At 66.4% G+C, this 21,141-nt stretch carries 17 protein-coding genes; 4 read left to right on the top strand and 13 right to left on the bottom strand.

Annotated elements, in window-relative coordinates:
* The first annotated feature begins 213 nt into the window (after positions 1-213).
* Complete coding sequence (locus tag ACZ5VQ_RS47350) at positions 214-840, top strand: LysE family translocator (RefSeq protein WP_469110444.1); 627 nt, start codon at positions 214-216, stop codon at positions 838-840.
* Between the two features lie 57 nt (positions 841-897).
* Complete coding sequence (locus ACZ5VQ_RS47345; protein ID WP_469110443.1) at positions 898-1,665, top strand: transposase; 768 nt, start codon at positions 898-900, stop codon at positions 1,663-1,665.
* Between the two features lie 64 nt (positions 1,666-1,729).
* Here the strand turns inward: ACZ5VQ_RS47345 and ACZ5VQ_RS47340 are convergent, their stop codons facing one another.
* From ACZ5VQ_RS47340 to ACZ5VQ_RS47300, 9 genes are all read right to left on the bottom strand, one after another.
* The gene (locus tag ACZ5VQ_RS47340; RefSeq protein WP_469110442.1) at positions 1,730-3,178 is read right to left on the bottom strand and encodes a sulfatase family protein; all 1,449 of its coding nucleotides are present in this window, start codon (positions 3,176-3,178) and stop codon (positions 1,730-1,732) included.
* A 1,132-nt stretch (positions 3,179-4,310) separates the two neighbouring features.
* Complete coding sequence (locus tag ACZ5VQ_RS47335) at positions 4,311-5,438, bottom strand: FAD-dependent monooxygenase (protein WP_469110441.1); 1,128 nt, start codon at positions 5,436-5,438, stop codon at positions 4,311-4,313.
* A gap of 69 nt (positions 5,439-5,507) precedes the next feature.
* Entirely contained in the window at positions 5,508-6,188 is a 681-nt protein-coding gene (locus ACZ5VQ_RS47330) for a GntR family transcriptional regulator (protein WP_469110440.1), read from the bottom strand.
* A gap of 170 nt (positions 6,189-6,358) precedes the next feature.
* Positions 6,359-7,348, bottom strand: a complete 990-nt coding sequence (locus ACZ5VQ_RS47325; RefSeq protein ID WP_469110439.1) for an alpha/beta hydrolase — start codon at positions 7,346-7,348, stop codon at positions 6,359-6,361.
* A 128-nt stretch (positions 7,349-7,476) separates the two neighbouring features.
* On the bottom strand, positions 7,477-7,782 hold the full coding sequence (locus tag ACZ5VQ_RS47320; protein WP_469110438.1) for a hypothetical protein: 306 nt from the start codon (positions 7,780-7,782) through the stop codon (positions 7,477-7,479).
* A 148-nt stretch (positions 7,783-7,930) separates the two neighbouring features.
* Positions 7,931-9,898, bottom strand: coding sequence for an acetoacetate--CoA ligase (locus ACZ5VQ_RS47315; protein WP_469110437.1), 1,968 nt, complete (start codon positions 9,896-9,898; stop codon positions 7,931-7,933).
* Positions 9,895-11,499: a bifunctional 3-(3-hydroxy-phenyl)propionate/3-hydroxycinnamic acid hydroxylase MhpA gene (gene mhpA / locus ACZ5VQ_RS47310; RefSeq protein WP_469110436.1), complete on the bottom strand. Its 1,605-nt coding sequence runs from the start codon at positions 11,497-11,499 to the stop codon at positions 9,895-9,897. The genes ACZ5VQ_RS47315 and mhpA overlap by 4 nt, the downstream gene beginning before the upstream one ends.
* Positions 11,492-12,415, bottom strand: coding sequence for a VOC family protein (locus tag ACZ5VQ_RS47305; protein WP_469110435.1), 924 nt, complete (start codon positions 12,413-12,415; stop codon positions 11,492-11,494). The genes mhpA and ACZ5VQ_RS47305 overlap by 8 nt, the downstream gene beginning before the upstream one ends.
* Position 12,416: 1 nt before the next feature.
* Positions 12,417-13,286: a fumarylacetoacetate hydrolase family protein gene (locus ACZ5VQ_RS47300; protein WP_469110434.1), complete on the bottom strand. Its 870-nt coding sequence runs from the start codon at positions 13,284-13,286 to the stop codon at positions 12,417-12,419.
* A gap of 482 nt (positions 13,287-13,768) precedes the next feature.
* Here ACZ5VQ_RS47300 and ACZ5VQ_RS47295 point away from each other — a divergent pair, with 482 nt between their 5' ends.
* Complete coding sequence (locus tag ACZ5VQ_RS47295) at positions 13,769-14,485, top strand: GntR family transcriptional regulator (RefSeq protein WP_469110433.1); 717 nt, start codon at positions 13,769-13,771, stop codon at positions 14,483-14,485.
* A gap of 180 nt (positions 14,486-14,665) precedes the next feature.
* On the opposite strand, the gene ACZ5VQ_RS47290 is transcribed toward ACZ5VQ_RS47295, so the two are convergent.
* The 4 genes from ACZ5VQ_RS47290 to ACZ5VQ_RS47275 all read right to left on the bottom strand — a co-directional run bounded on the left by ACZ5VQ_RS47290 (position 14,666) and on the right by ACZ5VQ_RS47275 (position 18,046).
* The gene (locus tag ACZ5VQ_RS47290) at positions 14,666-15,409 is read right to left on the bottom strand and encodes an IclR family transcriptional regulator (RefSeq protein ID WP_469110432.1); all 744 of its coding nucleotides are present in this window, start codon (positions 15,407-15,409) and stop codon (positions 14,666-14,668) included.
* A 143-nt stretch (positions 15,410-15,552) separates the two neighbouring features.
* Positions 15,553-16,509: an amidohydrolase family protein gene (locus tag ACZ5VQ_RS47285; protein WP_469110431.1), complete on the bottom strand. Its 957-nt coding sequence runs from the start codon at positions 16,507-16,509 to the stop codon at positions 15,553-15,555.
* Positions 16,510-16,577: 68 nt separating this feature from the next.
* Positions 16,578-17,141 (bottom strand): NADPH-dependent FMN reductase, encoded by a 564-nt coding sequence (locus ACZ5VQ_RS47280; protein ID WP_469110430.1) that lies wholly within the window; start codon positions 17,139-17,141, stop codon positions 16,578-16,580.
* A gap of 23 nt (positions 17,142-17,164) precedes the next feature.
* The gene (locus ACZ5VQ_RS47275) at positions 17,165-18,046 is read right to left on the bottom strand and encodes a cyclase family protein (protein WP_469110429.1); all 882 of its coding nucleotides are present in this window, start codon (positions 18,044-18,046) and stop codon (positions 17,165-17,167) included.
* A gap of 1,107 nt (positions 18,047-19,153) precedes the next feature.
* Here ACZ5VQ_RS47275 and ACZ5VQ_RS47270 point away from each other — a divergent pair.
* Entirely contained in the window at positions 19,154-20,566 is a 1,413-nt protein-coding gene (locus tag ACZ5VQ_RS47270) for an amidohydrolase family protein (protein ID WP_469110428.1), read from the top strand.
* Positions 20,567-21,141 lie beyond the last annotated feature (575 nt).

Here is a 21,141-nt window from a genome sequence, read left to right as displayed (position 1 = left end):
ACATGGTCAGCCGAAGGCCGCTTGCACGTACGGCAGTTACCAACGCGAGTGATCAAGTACGACACGCCGTTCGAGACCCCAGGTTAAAGATCAAGCTAAGGCTTGTCCCGTAATGATCTTCGAGTCGAAGTAGACGCCGCGGTCTCCGCCCAGGCTGGAAGAGCCGCCGGGGAAGGGGTGGTTGAGGGTGCTCCCGTTGCCTATGCTCGTTGTGTGCAGTGGCATCAGGTACTCGGCTTCGTGGCCGCAGTCACACCTCTCACGTTGATTCCCGGCACCAGCTTCACCCTTGTCACGCAGCAGGTGATCGCGGGTTCGCGGTCTGATGGCGTGCTCGTCACGTTCGGCTCGGCGTGCGGGCTCCTGGTGCATGCGGCGTTCGCCGCAGTTGGCTTGTCGGCCCTTGTCATGTCGTCGGCGCAGGCGTTGACGGTGGTGAAGATTCTGGGCGGGATCTATCTCATCTGGTTGGGCGTGACCACGTGGCGCTCAGCACGTCGGGGCATCGAAGCACCGAGACGGGTGCGACGGAGCTTGCCGTGGGCTGAGCTTGGAGGCTTCGGGCAAGGTCTGTGGTCCAACATCCTCAATCCGAAGGCGGCGTCGGTCTATCTCACCCTCGTTCCGCAGTTCCTCACGTCCAGCCGTCCCATTGCACTGCAGATCGCGACGCTTGCGGTCGCGCATGTGGTTGTCGTCCTTGTCTGGCTGCTGTTCTGGACGTCAGTGGTTGCCGCCGCGCGCACAGCAATCGACACGCCTCGGTTCCGGCGTGGGATGACTCGTCTGGCGGGAGTTGTGCTGGTCAGCTTGGGGATTCGAACCGCAACGGCGAGGTGAGCCTCCGCACTCTTGGGTTGTCTCGTAGGCGCCGGCCACGAGCGAGATGATCTTCGTGTGACTGGTGTGATCACGGCGTCGGAGCCGTCCTGGATAGCCCCGTTCACCGGGCTGAGCCCTTGCCGTTTCGGGAAGCTGGTGACCGCGCTGCGACGTGAGGGTGCGGACGCCGCACGGCGGGGCCGACCGTGGGGCTTGCCGCTGGAGGACCGAGTGTTGCTGGTCACCGCTTACTGGCGGACGAACTTGACGATGCGCCAGCTCGCCCCGCTGTTCGGCGTCTCGAAGTCGGCCGCCGACCGGATCATCGATCAGCTCGGGCCGCTTCTCGCGCTCCGGCCCCGGCGCCGGTTCGCGAAGGGCACCGTGCTGATCGTGGACGGCACCCTGGTCCCCACTCGTGACCACAGCATCAGCGAGCAGTCCAAGAACTACCGCTACTCCACCAACCATCAGGTCGTCATCGACGCAGACACTCGCCTGGTCGTCGTGGTCGGCGAGCCCCTGCCGGGCAACCGCAACGACTGCAAGGCTTGGGAGGAATCCGGTGCGAAGGCCGCCGTCGGTAAATCGCTAACGATGGCCGACGGCGGCTATCCGGGCACCGGACTCCTCATGCCCCACCGCCGCACCGCGGGCGAGGAGTTGCCCCAATGGAAGCAGGAGCACAACCGCTCACACAAACGAGTCCGCGCCAGAGTCGAGCACGTCTTCGCCCGCATGAAGACCTGGAAAATCCTCCGAGACTGCCGCCTCAAAGGCGACGGCGTCCACCACGCCATGCTCGGCATCGCCCGGCTGCACAACCTCAACCTCACCGGCTAGAGGTGCCGTCAGCGGCCGCGAGAGCCACACCCACACCAACTCGTAGATCTTTACGGGACAATCCTTAGGACGGGTAGGGAAGAAGATCAGTGTTCGTCTTCTCCCATGACTCCTTGAGCTGGATCAGCAGATCAGGTTCGTGCGTCGACTTGTCGGCGCATTCGCCCGGGTCCTGCTCCAGGTCGAACAGCAGATCCTTGTCGTTGTTCATTTCGATCTTTGCATTGGCCGCACGGTGGTACTTCCACTTCCCACGGCGTAGTGCTCGCTCGTTCTTCAGCCGCCAGAACAGATCCCGCTGCGGGGCGTCTTCGCCGCGAAGCAGATATCCGGACAGGCTCACCCCGTCCAGTGGGGTGGCCGGGTCGGGGCGTGTTCCGGCGATGTCGAGCAGCGTGGCGGTCCAGTCCGGGGTGAAAATCGGCAGATGACTCACTTGCTGACTGTCTATCCGGGCGGGCCACCGCAGGATGTTCGGCACCCTCACCCCACCCTCCTGCAACGAACCCTTGCCACCCTGCAGTGGCCAACTCTGAGAGAAGCGCTCACCCCCGTTGTCGCTGGAGAAAACGACGAGAGTGTCCCTTGCCTGACCAGACCGTTCGAGTGCTTCCAGAACCTTACCGATGGACTCGTCCATGCTTTCAACCATCCGCCGGTAGGTATCGAGTGACCCCCCGTCAAAATGCACAAGGGCGAGCACTCCTTGCTCAGGCGGGAGTTCACACAGCAGCTTTTCGATCCGGGCAGCCTCTTCGATATCGCCCTCAGCGATCCAGGGCCAGTGCGGCGTTGTGTAGTTGAGGTTCAGCAGCCATGGCTGCTGGTGGTCGCGCTCGACGAAATCACTGGCCCGTTCCGTGAGGATCCGCGTGTAGTAGCGCAGATCCTTGTAGGGGGTTTCCCCCTCGTACAGGTCGTAGACGCCGCCGGGGACGAGCTTCGAATAGTATTCAAGGCCTCCGGTGAAGTTCCCGAAGAACTCCTGCCAGCCCGACTTCGTGGGAGCGTAGTCGGGCAGGGAACCGCAGTGCCACTTTCCGAACATCGCGGTCGTATAGCCGGCGTCACGCAGGAGAGAAGCGAGCGTGGGGTGCGTGGGGTCGAGGCCGACATCCGACTGGATGGGCTCATGCAGCCCAGCCTCCACCCGCCCCGGGTATCGGCCGGTGTAGAGGCTTATCCGGGTGGGAGAACAGGTCGACGACCCGGCGTAGCCATCGGTGAACCGCACGCCTTGCCCAGCCAACCGGTCAAGGTTGGGTGTGGCGATGTCCTGCGCTCCGTAGCACGAGAGGTCGGCCCATCCGAGATCATCGCCAAAGATGAAGAGAACGTTCGGCCGGGGAGAGTCCCGATCCGCCGCCGCCCGGAACGGTTGCTCCGCGGCGGTGGCCGATGCGGCAGACACGGCGTGGGCTTCGGCTTCGGGCAGGCCGACCACGGCTGCGGCGGCCCCGGCTCCGACAGCGCCTCCGAAGGTTCGCCGTGAGAGCTTGCGCTCGGAAGACATGGGTTACTCCTCTGATCAGGGGTCAACGCTTACTCAGCAGCGTCCTTGTCCGGAAGGAAATCGAGGGCAGCCAGAGCAAGAGCAAGGCTCCTGCAGAAGAGAGCGCCCTATGCACTGGTCTTTGCCGCTGGTGGGACTCGCGGGCTGTAGAGCCTCCGGTCCAGTCGTGGCCCCACGGCGGCCACGACCACAGCCGCCGTGACCCCGACCACGTAGTCAGAAGCAGGAATGTGACCCTCTAGGAGACGTCCGACAAGCAGTGCCGAGACGATCACTGCCGTTTTGGCCGAAACGAGCCGGACAAGCGAGATCTGACTTCCAGCCGGAACACCCCGCCGAAGCAGAAGTCGCGTCCGCAGCACATTCACCAGTGGTATGAGAGCGAAGATTACGACCATTTTGACAGCCAGTAGAGACACTGGGATGCCACCACTGACTGAACATATGACGCCGATTACCAGGCCGAAAAAAATGTAGTGCATTCGGACGCGACGTGAAGGTGCATTCACGTGGGCCTCAGTCTTTTTTCCGGAGTGGCTCGCGTTGGGATAATTCATTAGCTCTCCACAACTGTCAGACACAGCCAAGCAGTCGTAAACACCAAGCCCCGGCCGGTCGCTGGCGGCCAGAAGCCTCCGGCCAAGGGCCGCCAGATCCGCGCCGCCATCCACACCCAGACCCGTCACGAGGCAGAAATTCCTCGCACCACATAGCCCGGCCGACTGCTGTGGTCGCGACGGGCGACAAGCACTCCGGCTCCCGGGCCATGGTGCCCAGCGGGTGCCCAGCGGGCCCCCCCGGTCAAGGGGGCCGACCACGGCTTTCCCTGGCACATGAGCGCGCCGGGTTCTCGGGTCCTGCCGGCCCAGGACACGGACTCGGCGGGGCAGTCTCACTGCGTCCCCGATCGTGCGCATTCACGAGCACGCAGTCACGGTCAACACAATTCGCACCCCGGCCGGACCACCCCGTCGGCCGACCCCGCTGCGGGCCACCACAAAGGTTCATCCCGCAGGTTCATCCCGCAGCCGACGGCCGGGGTCGGCCCTTGGCTTCGCATCTCACCGCGGGAGTCGCCGCCGACGTGGTCTCCGACCGCGCAGCAGGCCTTACAGCACTAGGCCTTACAGCACTAGTACGGCTCGGCCAAGGTCTTGAACGCCGTGGTCAAGAGCTCAGCGTTGGCCGACACAGGGGCGTTCTCCAACTCCAGTCGAGACAGGGCCAGACTCGTCTCGACGACGGTCCGGACCCGCTCGAAACGGCGCTCCATGAAGGATTCCAGGGCATCGGGCAGGCTGGCTGCCTCCGATACACACTGGCCGAGCACCACAGCGTCCTCCAGCGCCATGCCCCCTCCCATGCCCATGTGCGCGGTCGTCGCGTGCGCCGCGTCGCCGACCAGCACCGCCCGCCCTCGATACCAGGGTGAAGGCAGCAGGATCCACTCGAAGGGCCGTCCGATCAGGTCGGCGTCCGCGGTGAGCCGCGCGCGCAGTTCCCTCGCCGCAGGAGCCCTATAGGAGTCGAGCAGTTCCGTGAACATCTCCCGCACGTCCTGGTCGGTGAGGTGCCGGCGCTCGGGCATGTCCAGGACGGCCGGAACGTAGACCATTCCCTGCGGAAGGTAGTAGAAACCGAACCGGCCGACTGGGCCGTGGTACCACCCCTCATCTGCGATGGCCGGCCCCGGCGCCATCCAGCGGATGCTGATCTGCCCGGAGTACGCCGGCCGAGGGGCCTCCGGGAACAGTACGGACCGGGTTGCCGAGCCTATGCCGTCGGCGCCGACCAGGAGGTCGTACTGCCCAGTGCCACCGTCAGTGAACCTGACCGAGACCGAGTCCTCGCCATTGTCAATCTGCTGCGCGGTCACGCCGATCCGGATCTCGACGCCCAGATCCCGGGCCGCGTCTGTCAACGTCTCGATGAGAACGGGCCGAAACACCCCGAGACCGTCCCGCGCTCCCGGCCACTGCGGCCGCTGCGGTCCAGGACTGAGCAGGCGGCCCTCCACATCCCGTTGGGAGCCCGCCGTCGTGCTGTCGCCGAATGGAGTGCTCATGTCGTACATCTTGTCGTAGACGCCCAGTTCACCCAGCGCCTCGGCCGCGCGGCCCATGATCCCGAGGGAGGCACCGTCGGCACCGTCAACGGTTTCGACCACCTCGCACTGCACACCTGCTTTGGCCAGCGAGATCGCCGTCGACAGACCGGCAATGCCGCCCCCGATCACAAGAGCTTTCGAAATACACGTCATCGCTACTTTTCTCCTCATCCTCAGTGGGTGTACGGCTTGTCCACGGGCGGTTCCTCGCCTGTCGCGGCACTAGGACTCACCCATTTCGGCACAGGTTGCGTACCGCAGCAGGACGTCGGTGGTGTTCTGGATGTGTGCCGTCAATGCGGCGGCCAGCCCGTCGGCGTCGCGGGCGATGGCCAGAGAGGTCAGCCGACTGTGCTCACCGGCGACATCACGGTCCTCGTCGTGTGCGAGTGAGTGCGACCAGGCCCGATAGAGCTCGGCGGCGTCGCGCAGTGCGGAGGCGATGCCGCTCAGACGTGGGCTTCCACAGCCGACGATCAGGGCGTGGTGGAAATTCCGGTGCGCGCTGATCCACTCCTGGTTGATAGCACCGGTAGCGGTGATCGCCGGGGTCTGGGCAAGCACATGGTGGGCGGCGACCAGCGAGGTCTCCCAGGCCAGGTCGCCGTCCTCGACCGAGCGCCGGGCGGCGAGCGTCTCGATGTCTATGCGAGTTCGGGTCAGGTCGGTGAGATCTTCCGGGCTGAGGGTGACGACGCTGAATCCACGCTGCGGGTGCGCGACGACCAGTTTCTGTTCAGCCAGGCGACTCAGTGCCTCGCGGATGACCGAGAAGCTTGCCTCGTAGCGTGAGCCCAGGACGGCGAGCTTGAGTTTCGAGCCGGGCGCGAGCTGCCCGGCGAGGATGTCGGCGCGGATCCGGTCGAAAACGGCGTTGCTCCGAGTGACAGCTTGGGTGATCATACTCCCGCACCTTAGTACGATTTTAGAAATATAGTGGACTTTTCGCTATACTGATAAATTTTCGAAATATTCCTTGGTTCAAGGCGATCCGACGACAGCTGGCCTTTCTCGACCGCCACGCCCGGTTCACCGACCACAACGGGCAACCGGGCGTCATACAGCCGCTCGGTTCACACCGCCGACGTCGGCCGCGCATCGAGACTGTCCAGCCAGTCGGTGACGGTGGCGACGTAGGTGGCCGGGTCCGCGCCGTGCATGGAGTGCGGCATGGCCGGGAAAGCGCGGTAGGTGAACGAGTTCCCGGCGCCTTCGACCAGCCGCTGGACATGATGTGCCTGCTGTTCGGAGAGGGCACCGATCAGGTTGCCGGTGGCCGGGTCGATCTGGTGGAAGTGGTGAGTGAACAGAACCGGCACCTTCACCTGAGTCAGCATCGCCTCGTGATCACAGCTGGCCCCGACGCGACCGGACCAGAAGGCGTCGCCCCACTCGGGGTCGTACTCACGCAGATTCGTCGTCGCACCCATCGGCAGCTCGCCGCCTGCGCCGGCGCCTGCGGCTTGCAGCGCCGCGACCGCCCAGGCGGGGATCTCGCGGCCCAGGGCCGCCTTCATGCCGTCCTCGTCGCCGACCGACCACTGCGGGCCGAGCCATTTGGCCCAGAGCCGGAACATCGGACCGGCGATGCCCTGGCGGATGGACTGGCCGACGGCCGGGTTGGTCTCCGAGGCGAACAGTGGCGGGTCCTCGAAGACGGCGGCGCGGATCTGCTCGGGCGCGGCGTAGGCGGAGAGCCAGGCGGAGAGCACACCACCGGAGGACAGGCCGCTGACGACCACCGGGCGGCCGATGACCCGGTCGATGAACCGGACCAGGTCACCGCCGAAGAGGTCCAGGGTGTAGCGGCCGGGTGTCCAGGTGGAACGGCCCTGTCCCCGCAGGTCGACGGCGTAGACGTGGTAGCGGTCGGCGAGCAGTCGCATTGCCTCCTCGTAGCCCCACCACGATTCGCTCTGGCCGGGGATCAGCAGGAGGGCGGGGTTCTCCGGCTCGCCCGCGACCGCGTAGTTCATCCGGACCTCGCCGAGATCGACGATGTGTTCGGAGTAGGCGTGCTCGCTGAAGATTTCGGGATGGTCGGTGTACTCGAGGTAGGTCACTTGATTCTTCCGTCCGGTGTCGTTGTCGGTCCGACCAGGGACCGATCGGAGTACCTGTCGGAGTACCGATCGGGTTGGTCAATCGGGTTGGTCGAAGGAGTAGTGGGAGTTGCCGGCTGCGGTGGCTTTCACCGGACCGGCGTCGAACGTGGAGCCTTCGGTGACTTCCTGTGTTCGGTGCCGGGCGGTCCGTAGATCGTCAGCGGTGTGCCGACCAGCGTCCGCAGGCGCCGGCAGACGCTGCCCTGAAGCCCGGCGGTGTGGTCGATGTGCACGTGGCCGACCACGGCCGTCTGAACTTTCTCCAGCGGCACACCGACGTTGTTGAGCCGGTCGACCACGCCGTCGCCCGCGTCGACGACGACGGCCTGTTCAGCGCTGCGCGGCAGATTCGTCGGCTGGGCCCTGGTCGCACCGCCGGCCGGCCCGCTCATGGTGCCCGGCGTCGTCCGGAGCACGGAATGGCCGGGCCTCTCCGCGGCTCCTGCCGCGCCGGTGAGCACGTATGCCGGGCGAACCAGCGTCGGGCTGGGAGCTTCGGGCCGGTGTCCGCGTCCGTTCGTGGATCGGCTTCCGAGTCGTTCATCGTGCGGGTTTCCGTTCGGAGACGGTCTCGGCGGGGGGAGCGAGCCGGGCGTAGAAGTCGAGCAGCGTCGGGTCGTCGACGGCGTCGCGGGCGAGGACCTGCTCAATGGGTACGCCTTGCAGCAGGCGCTTGATGGGGACTTCGAGTTTCTTGCCGGTGCGGGTGTGCGGGATCCCCGGTGCTGCGATGACGACGTCGGGGACGTGCCGCGGCGAGGCCTGGGTACGGATGGCAGCAGCGGTCCGCTCCTTCAGGGACTGATCAAGCACATGGCCGTCCTCGATCACGACGAACAGCGGCATCCAGTACCCGCCGTCGGCCAGTTCGACGCCGATGACCAGGGCTTCGCGGATCTCCGGCAGTTTCTCGACGACGGCGTAGACGTCGGCGCTGCCGAGCCGGACGCCGTGGCGGTTGAGGGTGGAGTCCGAGCGTCCGGAGACGATGACGCTGCCGTGTTCGGTCACCGTCATCCAGTCGCCGTGCCGCCACACGCCGGGGTAGGCGGCGAAGTAGGCGTCCCGGTAGCGGGCCCCGTCCGGGTCGTTCCAGAACCCGACCGGCATCGAGGGCATCGGCTTGGTGACGACGAGCTCACCGACCTCCCCCACCACCGGCCTCCCGTCGCCGTCCCAGGCTTCGAGTGCGACGCCCAGCAGCGGTGCGGAGATCTCCCCCGGCCACACCGGGGTGTTCGGGGCGCTTCCGGCGAAGCCGCTGACCACATCGGTGCCGCCGGTCGTGGAGGCGAGCTGGACGGTGCCGGAGACGTGTTCGGCGACCCAGTGGTAGCAGGCGGCCGGTAGCGGTGCGCCGGTGCTGCCGATGACGCGTAGCGCGTCCAGGTCGAGCGTGTCACCGGGTTCGATGCCGGCTTTGGCACAGGCGAGCAGATATCCGGGGCTCACGCCCAGGACCGAGACACCGAACTCGGCAGCAAGCTGCCAGAGCCTGCCGGGAGCGGGGAAGGCCGGGCTGCCGTCGTAGAGGACGACGGTGGCATCGACGAGCAGCCCGGAGACGACGAGGTTCCACATCATCCAGTTCGTCGTGGTGTACCAGAAGAAGCGCTCCCCGGCGCCGAGGTCCAGGTGCAGTCCGGTCTGCTTGAAGTGCTCAAGGAGCACACCGCCGTGGCCGTGGACGATCCCCTTCGGCGCCCCGGTGGTGCCCGACGAGAACAGCACCCACAGCGGGGCGTCGAAGCCGACTCGTTCGAAACGCAGGGGGGCCGGAGTGGCGATGGCCCGCGCCCACGGCACCATCGTCGGATCGCCCGGTGTGCCGATGTGGTCGACCAGCACAGTGGCACGGACGGTCGGCAGCAGATCGCGCAGCCGGGCGGCGTCGGCACGCCGGTCGTGAACCCGGCCGTTGAACCGGTAGCCGTCCGCGGTGACCAGCACGGACGGTTCCAGCTGCGCGAACCGGGCGGCGGCGCCGTCGGCTCCGTAGTCCTGCCCGCAGACCGACCAGATCGCACCGAGGCTCGCGGTGGCGAGGAAGGCGACCACGGCCGGCGCCGCGTTCGGCAGGTAGCCGACGACACGGTCACCGGAGCCGACACCGTGCACACGCAGCCAGCCGGCGAACGCCGCCACCTGGGCGCGGAGTTCGTGCCAGGTCAGTGCTGTGGTCCTGCCGTCGTCGGTGACCGTGAGCAGGGCCGGCCGGTCGGAGTCGCCGCGCAGGATGTGTTCGGCGTAGTTGAGCCGAGCCCCGGGGAACCAGCGGGCACCGGGCATCCGCTCGTCGGCCAGCACCCGGTCGTAACCGGACGTCGAGATGACGTCGAAGAAGTCCCAGACCGTCGCCCAGAAGCCTTCGAGGTCCTCGACCGACCACTCCTGCAACTCGCGGTAGCCGGGCATCGGCCGACCGGACCGGCTCTCCGCCAGACGCGCGAACCGGTCGATCCGTGTGTCGGTGGCGGCGGCCGGACGCCAGATCGGTTCGACGTTCACCGCGGCTCAGCAGGAGCAGTGCGTGCCACCGGCTCCGGCAGCTGAACCAGCAGGTCGGTAACGGCATCTACGAGTTCGGACGGCGTTGGCACAGTGGAAAACAGATAGTGGTCGGGCCGAAGCACGAAGCCGACATGGTTCACGTCGGCCAGGTGCGCCAGCAGCGCGCCGTCGACGTCCATCTCGGGCACCAGGTGCAGCACCACGGCACCGAGTGCACGCAGCCGGGCCAACTGGTCAGCGGTGAGCACCTCGTGCGGATCGACCGTAGCGCCCACGACCAGGGCCGGTCCGACCAGATCGTCGAGCAGACCGACGCGTCCGCCGATGTTCAGGCGGGGTTGGAAGGCCAGCACGCCCGAGCCCGGCAGCGGCCGGCCGGAGGCATCCCGGCGCAGGACACCGTCGGTCAGCGTGGACGGCGGTATCGGAGGCAGAACCCGCGCCGGATCGGCGTCGTTGGCGAGCATGAACTCGTCCCGCTTTGCCGCCGCATCGGTGTCGGTGACACAGATGACCTTGCCCAGCTCCACGGACATGCCGATCGCATGTTGTACGTGTGCCTTTCGCTCGGCCGCATAGGTGTCGAGCAGCTCGGGACCGACCTGTCCGGCGAGGACAAGGTCGAGTTTCCAGGCCAGGTTGGCCGCGTCGCGGATGCCCGAACACATGCCCTGGCCGGCGAACGGCGGCATGAGGTGAGCGGCGTCACCGGCGATCAGCAGCCGACCGGCCCGCCACTCGTCGGCCCAGCGGGCCTGGAACGTGTAGACGGTGTGCCGCTCCAGGTCGGCTGTCTCCTGCGTAACGTTCCAGGATTCGAGTAACCGCCAGGCGGTGGCCTCGGTGTTCAGATCGGCAACGCTCTCTTCGGGCATCCGCATGAACTCCCACCGCCGCCGGTCGGGGCCGCCGGAGACTGCGGTGGTCGGTCGCACGGGGTCGCAGATCTGCAGGTTTGTCGGCTCCCAGGGGCGATGCTCGTGGGGCAGGACGTCGACGATCAGCCAGTCGTACATGAACCCGAGGTCAGTGACACCGGTGCCGATGCGGTCGCGGACAAGGCTGTTCGCGCCGTCGCAACCGACCACCCAGGCGGACCGCAACCGACGCGGACCGTCCGGACCGTCGGCGACAACAGTCACACCGTCGTCGTCGGCATCGAGATCGGTGACGGTGTGGCCGGTCAGCACGGTCACCGAAGGGCGAGCGTCCGCCGCCACGGCCAGCTCTCGCTCCAGATCGGGCTGATGGAACATGGTCGCGATCGGCCAGCCGGCCGGTCCCATACCGGACCAGTCGAACCGGAGCAGCACCTGGCCGTCGGCGTTGCGCCACTCGTAGAACGTGGCGGGGTGGCCGATCTCTGGGATCGCCTCGCCGATGCCGGCCTCGGCCAGGACGCGGGCGGTCTCGTCGTCGAAATGCACGGCACGCGGGCGGGGATACGGCTGGGGCCACCGTTCCAGGACCACCACCCGGTGGCCGCGGCGGCCCAGCAGGTTGGCCAGGGTCAGCCCGACCGGGCCGCCGCCGACGATCGCAACGTCGTATTCGGGAGCCGCGCCACGCGACTCGCTGTTCACAGCCGTGTCAGCCACTGTGCGCTCCAGTCATCATGCCGGCGAGGTCTTCGGGGGCCAGGAACGAAGGCGGCGGAGGCGGCCCCCAGTTGTAGAGACTCTGCGCGCCTTCCCAGACGCCGGGCTTCCAGAGCGCGTCGTCGACGATGCAGTCCAGGTCGGAGTAGTACTCGGAGAAGTTGCCCGCCGGGTCCTTGAGGTACCAGAAGAAGTTCGAGCCGACATGGTGCCGCCCCAGGCCCCACACGTGACGGCTGGGATCGGCGGCGAGCATCGCGCCGGCCCCGCGCCCCACCTCGTCGACGTCATCGACCTGCCAGGAAGTGTGGTGCAGGAACTGCAGGGGGGCCTGCTGGACCAGGACGTTGTGGTGGTCGGTCGAGCAGCGCATGAAAGCCGCGAGCCCGGGAACGGTGTCGCTGACCTTGAAGCCCAGGCCCTCGGTGAAGAAGCGCTGGCTGGCCTCCTGGTCGGTGGAGCCGAGCACGACGTGCCCGAGCTTCCGCGGCCGGACCGGCTGTTCGCGCAGGACGCCGTCGGCACGCGTGTCGGGCCGGTCCACGCGTCCGGGGCCGTTGTAGCGCGGTGCCGGGACGGCCGGCTGCTCCAGACGGGACGCGATCCGGACCACCACCCGGGTACCGGTGCCGGGGTCGGTGGCGGCCACCTCGTCGATGCCGCGCTCGATCGGCACTTCGAGCCGGCTCAGCCCGGCGGCGACCCGGTCGAGGTCGTCCGGATCATCGGCGCCCACGCCGAGCTCCAGCAGACGACGCCGGTCGGAGCCGGTGATCCGCAGTTGTTCGCCGCCGTCCAGGGTGGAGAAGCGATGGTCCGTCGCTTCGGGGCGCAGGCCGAACTCCGCGTAGTAGGCAGCGGTCTCCTCGACGTTCGGCACGCCGAGCGTGATCGAGGTCAGTCGATGCAAGGGCATGTCAGAACTCCTTTGGTGCGGCAGCAAAGTGGTGACGGAGCTCCCCGATCCCGGGGATGGCGGTGACCAGCTCGTCTCCTGGGCGGAGGAACCGGCGAGGGGTGCGGGCCATGCCCACCCCGGCCGGTGTACCGGTGAAGATCACGTCGCCCGGTTCCAGCGGCAGTACGGCCGACAGCTTTGCGATCAGCGTGGGCACGGAGAAGACGAGGTCGGCGGTGGTTCCGCTCTGGACCGGCTCGCCGTTGACAGCACAGCCCAGGTCGAGCGCGTCCGGGTCGAGGCCCTCCGCCACCAGTTCGTCGACGGTGACGAGCCAGGGACCCATCGGTGTGAAACCGGGAAAGGACTTGCCGAGGCTGAACTGCGGGGCGGGACCGGCCGTCTGCACGGTCCGCTCGGAAAGATCCTGGCCGGCAGTCAGCCCGGCGACGTGGTCCCAGGCCTCCTTCGCAGCCACGTTCCGGGCCCGACGGCCGAGAACGACGACCAGCTCCACCTCCCAGTCGACCGTTTCCCCGGGCAGTACGACCTGGCCGCACGGTCCGGTTATCGATCCACGGAACTTGGTGAAGACCGGAGGAGCCTCCGGCAAGGCGAAGCCCGCCTCCGCGGCGTGGTCGCGGTAGTTCAGGCCGATCGCGAAGAGCTGGCCCGGTCTGGGCGCCGGGGCACCGAGCCGCTCCGGGTCGACCGGCTCCACAACGGCGGTACTCGGGTCCAGACCGGCCACCCAGGCAGAAAACGCTTCCCACCGGGCGAAGACCTCCTGCGGGTCAGGACCGAACTCGCCTCGGCTGGCCACGGCGACATCCACCGCTCCCCGGCCGACGTGCAGGACCAAGCGGCCGTCCAGGTTGCCGATACGCATGCGTTCTCCTCGGTAAGGGGCCGACCAAAGCCTGGCATCGGATCAACGCCAGAACAAGGTTTCTTCGAAATTCTCAGGTTTCACTCATGCAAGCCGTAGATATCGAGATTCACATCGACCGCAATCGATACGGAGCAGTGCCGCGCCCGGCCGGCTCCGCGTCGGCGGCCGGCCGCTCACATGGCGCTCGGGACCCCGGCCAACGACCGCACGGGGCGAGCGCCATCCCGCCGACGGGCGATCCCAAGCAGCTGCGGCGTCCGCACGCACGGACCGCGCCGACGCGGCACACGGCCGGTCGCGCCCCCGTCGCGGCAGCGACGTCCGACCCGAGGGCCTCCGGGGCGCCGACGACACCCAGAGATCGGACACTCCAAGACAGCCAACCGCGCTTCCGGCACTCCAGTGGCGCCCAGGCCGTGGAACGCGCTGCACGGCGCTCGATTAACGATAGAACAAAGAAATAACGCAATTTATTCTAAATGGCGGCACTGCTGCTAGGCTGCGTCTCCATGGTGGATGCCAAGGTGACACGAGCAGGCACAGTTCACGCCAGGCTTCGCGAAGAGATCTTCCAAGGCGTCCTGCTGCCTGGACAGCGTCTGCGGCTCGTCGAGCTGGCGCGGCGTTTTTCAGTGAGTCAGTCCGTGGTGAGGGAAGCGCTCACCCGGCTCGTCGGCCAGGGTCTGGTGACCGCGACCCCTCAACAGGGCTTCAGCGTGATGGCCCTGACTCTGAAGCACCTCAACGAGCTCACCGAAGCACGTATGGAGATCGAGCCGCTGGTCTTCAGGCTGTCCGTACGGCGGGGGGACATCGCATGGGAGTCCCAGGCGGTCGCTGTCCACCACCACCTGACCGCTCTCCCCACAACCGTCGACGGCCGACCCAACGGCGAGTGGTTCGACGTACACGAGCAGTTCCACCAGTCCTTGCTCAACGGTTGCGGCAACGACCAACTCCTCGACGTGGCCATGGCACTTCGGGACTCGGCCGCCATCTACCGCCACTGGTCGCACCCCGTGGGCCACGATTACGGGCGCGACGTAACCGGGGAACACGCCGAGCTGCTCCAGACGGTGATCGATCGTGACGCAGACCGCGGAGCCTATCTGCTGGCCAGGCATATCGACCGGACCTCGGAGTCGTTGAGAGCCATGGCCATGGAGACCTCAGCGAGCATCGAGACAGCCGGCTGACCGGACACACCCCCTGCTGCGGATGGTCTGCGTGCTGATCGTCTGCGTGCGGAGTCGAGGAACGCTGCTGTGCGCCACCATCGCCGCCCCCGCTGTCGTGATCCAGGCGCCATGGCGCCGACGACCGCAGCCCCGGCGATCGGCAAGGGCATACGTGGCGGGCGCGCATCAGACCGGGCATCAGCGTTCCTCCGGCCCATTGGCCCCCAGTTGCCTGGAGATCGCCCGCGAACCGGTACGAACGGCCGTCACATATGCGCTGGCCGTGAACTCCTCGGTTGGTACGACCACGGACAGCGCGGCCACCACTCCGCCCGCATCGCGCACAGGGGCCGCCACAGTACTGAGCCCTCCGGGCCCGGTATCCTGCGCCACGGCATAGCCGCCCCTCCGCACCTCCGTCAACGCACGGCGTAGCTCAGCGGCGGAACGCAACCGCACCAGACCTGCCTCCCTCTGCTGTCTGAACTCACTCAACAACCTCTCCTGCACGTCGGCGGGAGCGTGAGCCAACAGGACAAGGCCCACACCAGTCCCTTCCAGCGGCATACGCCCTCCCACCCGGAAGCGGACAGGGGTGGCGTCGTACGCGGACAGCCGTTCCACCAGGAGGGCCTCGTCTCCATCGCGCACCGCCAGCAGCACATGTTGCCGGGTGACGTGGAAGAGGTCTTCCATATAAGGCATTGCGACGGTACGCAGCCCGTGCCCGCGCGGGGCAAGAGTCGCCACCTCCAGCAGGCGCAGACCGACGACGAAGGTCCCGTCCGCCTGGCGCTCCAGCGCGCCGACATCGACGAGTTTGCGTGCGAGTCGAAGCGCGCTGCTTCGGGGCATGTACGTACGTCGGGCCAGGCTTGCCAGTGACTGCACGCGATGGTCGGCGTCGAACGAATGCAGGAGCTTGAACGCCCTGTCGATCACAGCCTCACCGACCGGCGGCCTCCTCCCCCGTCCAGCACTCGTAGCGTCGGCAGAAGCAACATCAGGTTGTGAAGGCGCCATGCATCCATTGTTCCAATCGGCAGTGTGAGCCGCACCGATGACTGAGCCGACCGTCTGCGGAATCAGCATTTCAGGAGCCGCTGAGCGTTACGTGTGGTCAACCCTCGCCAGGTTTCCCCCTCGGGCTGAAACGCGCCGTCGATGGACGCCACCTGCGAGGTAACCCCCCTGACAGGAGTCCAGCAGAAGTCGCTGCCATAGAGCAGTTTCTCATTCCCCACCACCTCCACCAATGCCGGCACTTGGCGCGGAAACGGCGTCCCAGCGATGTCGAACCAGAGCTGAGCCACCTGCTCGTGCACGGACGCGAACGGGCCACCGTCACGAGACGGGCCCGCAGCGGGGAACATGTCCATGAACAACTGCAGGCGATCGACGAGCAACGGAAGTACGCCACCGGCATGGCTGAAGATCCAGCGAATACCGGGGAAGCGGGTCAGAACGCCGCGCAGTACCAAGTCACTGGCACTGCGGGCGGAATCGAAGAGGAACTCCATCATTGGCCGAGGACGACCCAGCGACAGCGCCTCTGCGTGAGGAGGGGACGTGGGGTGAACAAACACCACGGCCTGGCGGTCATGGAGAGACTGCCACAAGGGATCATAGAGCGGGTCCCCCAGGTAGACGCCGTGCGAATTGCTCTCCACCACCAAGCCGTCCGCACTCAGATCGTCCAGGGCGTACGCGGCTTCTTCCAGCGCTCCCAGGACATCAGGCAGGGGGAGGGACGCGAAGTGACCGAATCGGGTGGGATGCTGAAGGCACAGGTCAGCCGCGTACTCGTTCATGGCCCGAGTCAGCGATCGGCTCGCTTCGGTGTCACCGAAGTGAGTTCCGGGAGACGAAATCGACAACAGCGATCTGCCGATCCGGCACTGGTCCATCACCGCCAGATGCGTTTCCGGACTCCACTTGGGCCAGGCAGCCATCCCGTCGGGATGCTCGTGCCCAGCCGCTTTGGCTTCGTCGATGTACCTGTCAGTGACAAAATGCGCATGAACATCGATCAGAGCAGACATATGACTCCACTTATGCGCTTGGCCTGCGTGGTCAAAACCTCAAGAGAGTTCTCCACTGCCCCGCACTACTACCGTAATGCGGCCAGGGCACCAGCAACCCGATGCAATTCGTGGAGCATTGCGGCGCAAGACGACGTCATTACTTCGTTTGGGTGCGTGACACCGTCTTCATCGATGAACTGCGGAGCAAACGGCATGGAAACGGCTTCCGGCAGCGGCACCATGCGAAGGGTGGTGACCACCTGCTTGATCATCTGGGCTGCCCGTGTACCTGCGGAAACGCCTCCATAGCTGACCAGACCTACAGGCTTGTAGTGCCACTCGTGATGGAGGTAGTCGATTGCGTTCTTGAGTTCGGCATTATATCCGTAGTTGTACTCCGGCATGACGAACACGAAAGCGTCGGCCTCATCCACCAAAGCACTCCAGTCCCTGGTGTGCTGGTGTACGTAATCTCGCAGGCGGGGATGGCGCGGCTCGTTCATGAAAGGCAGGTTGATCTTGGCCAGGTCGACGAGTTCGACAGCGGAGAACTGGCCGTGCTCGTTTGCTTGCTCCTCGACCCATTGAGCAAACGAGGGGCCGATCCGGCCGGGCCGCGTACTGGCCACAATGATTTTGAGGAAGGTCACCTGTATGTCCTTGGAGCCGGTGGTCAGAAGATGGCAAGCGGGTTGACCGGGAGGCCTGTCGCACCATGAAGGGACATGGGCGCCACGACGAAGAGAAAGGAGTTTCGTCCCAGCTCGGTGCAGGTGGCGGCGAGAGGGTCGACGTTCGGGCCGTCGATGAGGGGCATGCCGAGGCGAGCGAGAGCGACTTGATGCATGACCATGAGGGTGCCTGGAGGGAAGGGAGGACGGTCACCGATGTCGCCCGCGTAGACGCTGACCTCCCGATCGACCAGCCACGCCAGTGCGTCCAGGGTGATGTGAGGAAGGGGCTCACCCAGACTCTCGGCGACGTTCCAACCACCACGCAGGATGAGTGCATCACCTGATTCCAGTCCGGCACCCGCGCGCTGTTCGGCCTCGTCCAGGTCGGTACTCGTGACCTGGTGTCCCGGTTCGAGACGGCCCCCGGGGGCAAGGTCGAGAAAGACACCACGCGTGGTGATGCCCTCCGCATAGGCAGCCGTGGATCCGTGGTTGACCGGACCCGAGAGGACGACGTGGTTCAGGTCTTTTCCAGGATAGACCTGACCGTTCTCCGGGATATGCGAAAGCGCGTCGATGTGGGTGAGGGAACTGTGGTGCGTGTTGATGATGAGGGTGTCGGTGAGCGCCCTGGCCGGAGAACCGGTGTAGTTCATCACCTGCAGGACACCGGCCGGCATGGGGCTGCTGCCGAAGGGGATGGGCGCCGCGACCGGAACAGGCGTGACAGGGAAGGCGAGAGAAACCGTTCGCCCCAGGACAGCTTCAGCCACCCCCCTGGCCTGTGTCTTACCCGTGATGTGGTTCAGGGTGCCGCGTTCGTCGTCGGCTCCCCATTTACCCCAATGGGACGGGAAATCGGAAAGGGGCGATGAACTCATGATGGGTCGCCTTGTGTCCGGTGGAATGATTCAGGCCGCCTTCAGGGCGAACCAGCTGCAGAAACAGTGCCATGCACCGCTTCCTACTGATATCGGAAGGTCTGTTCTCGCAGGACCGGCGCCAGCGTCACGGGAAGAACCGTGGCGCCCCTGCGGTGACGAACGGCATCGGGGCTCGCCACATCTGCTATTGCAGCCATTTCTGCCGCTCCAGCCTCGGGATAGAGCTCAACGGGATAGGCAAAGAACTGCATCCCCCGTCGCCCGCTTCGGGAAGCAAAAGGGATAGCGATTTCCCAATGAGTCACGATCTTCGACTCCTTCGGACTGCGACGTTCAATCGACACGGAGAAGCGGCGCACTGCTCTGCGGATCCGCCGAGACCTCATCTCAGCGCTCGTCACACTTAAGCGATGGCACCCATTCGCCGGCAACCTGTATGCCAATCAGTGAAACAGAACAAGGTGCTCCCGGCCGTGGCCGCCGTGAGAGGGGTACGCCTGTAGTCGTGAAGCGAACGAAGTGGAGCGGGACGGCGTACGAGCACAACTTGACGGTGATCCGGCCGTAGCGGTCGGCTCTGGACCGGAAGGGTCGACCCTGGACCGGAAGACCGTCCGTCTCGAACAGCCCGGGCGGCCACGTCCCTCAATCGCTCCCCGATCATCGAGCAGGACAGGCAGCCGTCCGGGGTGCTCAAGGTCTGCAGCTGTCATTGCCGCATCCATCAGTTCTCGGTAGTCCTTCATTCAAAGGATACTTGCCTAATATATCGATATTACTGCTAGGGTTCGATGGCGTGATCATCCACGCTGAGACCCGAGCAGCGCAGCACTCAATCTGCTCGCGATGGTGCGACAGGCCCAGCTCCCAGCCCTCTCGGCCCTGCAACGCGAGCTTGACGTGTGGCTCGCTCAAGTCGCTCGCCCCGTTCCGTGCCCGCGACACCTTGGCTCCCAGCCCAGTGAGGCGATGCCTGCTCCCCCGGCGATGGCCGACGGGGAGCGGCCGCCCGCTTCCACCGGACCCTCATGAACAGCAAGTGGCCGGAACAGCAAGTGGCCGGCCAGCCGCCTGAACCCGCTACGAGGAACCAGGAACCATCCCATGACCCATCTGCCCTACCGGATCGCCGATGTCACGGTCATCGACCCGCGCGACGGCTCCCGGACCGCCCATCAGGACCTCCACATCACCGACGGACGCATCGCCTCTATCGGTGCCACAGCCGAACGGAGCGACCTCGACACCATCGAGGGCGGGTCCCGGTACGTCGTTCCCGGATATATGGACATGCACGCGCACCCGCTGGGGCTTTCCGACCCGCGCGACACGCTGGCGCTGATGCTGGCTTTCGGCATCACCGGCTACCGGCAGATGGGCGGCAGCCCCGAACTGCTCCAGCGGCGCCGGACCGGCGAACTTGACTTCGGTGACCGCACACCCCGGCTGCTGGCTTTGCCCGGAACCCTGCTCACTCCGCTCAACGCGCGCACGCCCGAGGCAGCAGTCGCCGAGGTCGGGCGTCAGGCCAGGGACGGAGCCGACTTCCTCAAAGCGGCGCTGATCACGCCAGAGGTGTACTTCGAAGCCCAGAAGGAGGCCACCCGGCTGGGCATCCCGATCGGCGGACACCTTCCTGCGGGCATCGACGTGAGGGCCGCCTCTCAGGCCGGTTTCCGATCAATCGAGCACCTGGGGCCCGGACTGGGCGTGCTCGCCGGCTGCTCGTGCCACGAGGAGGAGATCCTGGCCGAGGACGGCCCTCCGATGAAGCTCCCGCCTCTGAAGCTTCCCTTCATGGACAAGCTGGTCGGCATGCTCGCGAAGAAGTTCATCCTCAACCCCGCGCAGCGGACCAGCGTCGCCGGGTTGGAGAACCTGCGCCATGCCCTGGACAGCTTCGATGAGGAGAAGGCCCACGAACTCGCCGCGCACTTCGCGGCCGAAGATACCTGGAACTGCCCCACACTCATCCGGATCAAGGCCCAGGAGCGCTGCGACGAACCGGCGTTCCGCGCCGATGCCGACCTGCGATACATCGCGTCCACAGTCCGTAAGACCTGGGACCACGCCGCCGAAGCCTTCGCGTCGAAGTTCTCCGAAGCGCAACATGAGATCTTCGCGGCTCAGTTCGCCATGCAGCTCCGCCTTGTGAAGATCTTCGCCCAGGAGGGCGTGCCACTGCTGGCCGGTTCCGACACGGTCGGCGCAGTCTGGGTAGTCCCCGGCGCCTCGCTCCACGACGAATTCGACCTGTTCGCCGACGCAGGACTCGATCCGCTCAGCATCCTGCGGGCAGCGACCTGCGACGCCGCCCGCTTCCTCGGCCGCGACGACGTGGCCGGTGCCGTGGAGGCGGGCAAGGAGGCCGATCTCGTCCTCCTCGACGCCGACCCCACTCTGGCGGCGGCAAACCTTCACACCGTCAGCGGGGTCGTGTGTCGTGGTGTTCACTTCTCGGACCGGGACCTGGCCGCGGTCAAGGACGAACTCGCCGCCCGTGGCGTCGCGAGCTGAGCGCTCCGCTGGAGGTCCGGTGAGTTTCCGCAGGTGCGTCGTGGGCCCCAGCCTTCGGCCGGGAGGTCCCCCAGGCCGCGCCCACGATGGGGTCCCCCCGGTCGAGCGAAGCCGAGAGTGGGAGAGGAGCCGCAGATCGACACAGCCCCGCACCCCTTCAGGGCGCTGCCGAACCGCAGCGGACTTCACCGGAGCCGCTCAGAGCCTGTTGAGGACAGCCGCAGGCAAGGCACCTCCGGTGTCCGGGCGGGATGTTGCGGGCCGTACCAGTGGGCGGTGGAGGCCGGTCAGGCCTCTGATGCCGCAGAGCGGGGTACGCAGCTCGCGGCCGGCGTCGGCGACGAACCGGCTCATCCGTGCCTCGGACTCGGCTCAGGCGGCGAAGACGGTCTCCAGTTGGCCGGGCATGCCGTTCGGCGCCGCGGCCGGTCGGCCCAACTCCGTTGGCACGCATGCCAGTTCGGGGCACCGACGGGAAGGATCGCCGCCCGCGATCTCAGCAGCGGCCTCCTCGACACAGGGCAGGGACAGGGGCAGGGACGCAGCCCAGAGCGGGCCGCCCGGCGGAGTCGTTG

The sequence above is a fragment of the Streptomyces sp. NPDC033178 genome (assembly GCF_055577685.1).
The sequence above is the reverse complement of the archived record's forward strand: the minus strand, read 5'-3'. Positions and strand labels throughout refer to the sequence as shown.

Bases quoted from the DNA above. Each gene is read 5' to 3' on its own strand.
- ACZ5VQ_RS47300 (WP_469110434.1), bottom strand. From the start codon at position 13,286: ATGCGTATCGGCAACCTGGACGGCCGCTTGGTCCTGCACGTCGGCCGG.
- ACZ5VQ_RS47320 (WP_469110438.1), bottom strand. From the start codon at position 7,782: ATGAGCGGGCCGGCCGGCGGTGCGACCAGGGCCCAGCCGACGAATCTG.
- ACZ5VQ_RS47295 (WP_469110433.1), top strand. From the start codon at position 13,769: ATGGCGGCACTGCTGCTAGGCTGCGTCTCCATGGTGGATGCCAAGGTG.
- ACZ5VQ_RS47275 (WP_469110429.1), bottom strand. From the start codon at position 18,046: ATGAGTTCATCGCCCCTTTCCGATTTCCCGTCCCATTGGGGTAAATGG.
- ACZ5VQ_RS47335 (WP_469110441.1), bottom strand. From the start codon at position 5,438: ATGACGTGTATTTCGAAAGCTCTTGTGATCGGGGGCGGCATTGCCGGT.
- ACZ5VQ_RS47330 (WP_469110440.1), bottom strand. From the start codon at position 6,188: ATGATCACCCAAGCTGTCACTCGGAGCAACGCCGTTTTCGACCGGATC.
- ACZ5VQ_RS47305 (WP_469110435.1), bottom strand. From the start codon at position 12,415: ATGCCCTTGCATCGACTGACCTCGATCACGCTCGGCGTGCCGAACGTC.
- ACZ5VQ_RS47285 (WP_469110431.1), bottom strand. From the start codon at position 16,509: ATGTCTGCTCTGATCGATGTTCATGCGCATTTTGTCACTGACAGGTAC.
- ACZ5VQ_RS47270 (WP_469110428.1), top strand. From the start codon at position 19,154: ATGACCCATCTGCCCTACCGGATCGCCGATGTCACGGTCATCGACCCG.
- ACZ5VQ_RS47340 (WP_469110442.1), bottom strand. From the start codon at position 3,178: ATGTCTTCCGAGCGCAAGCTCTCACGGCGAACCTTCGGAGGCGCTGTC.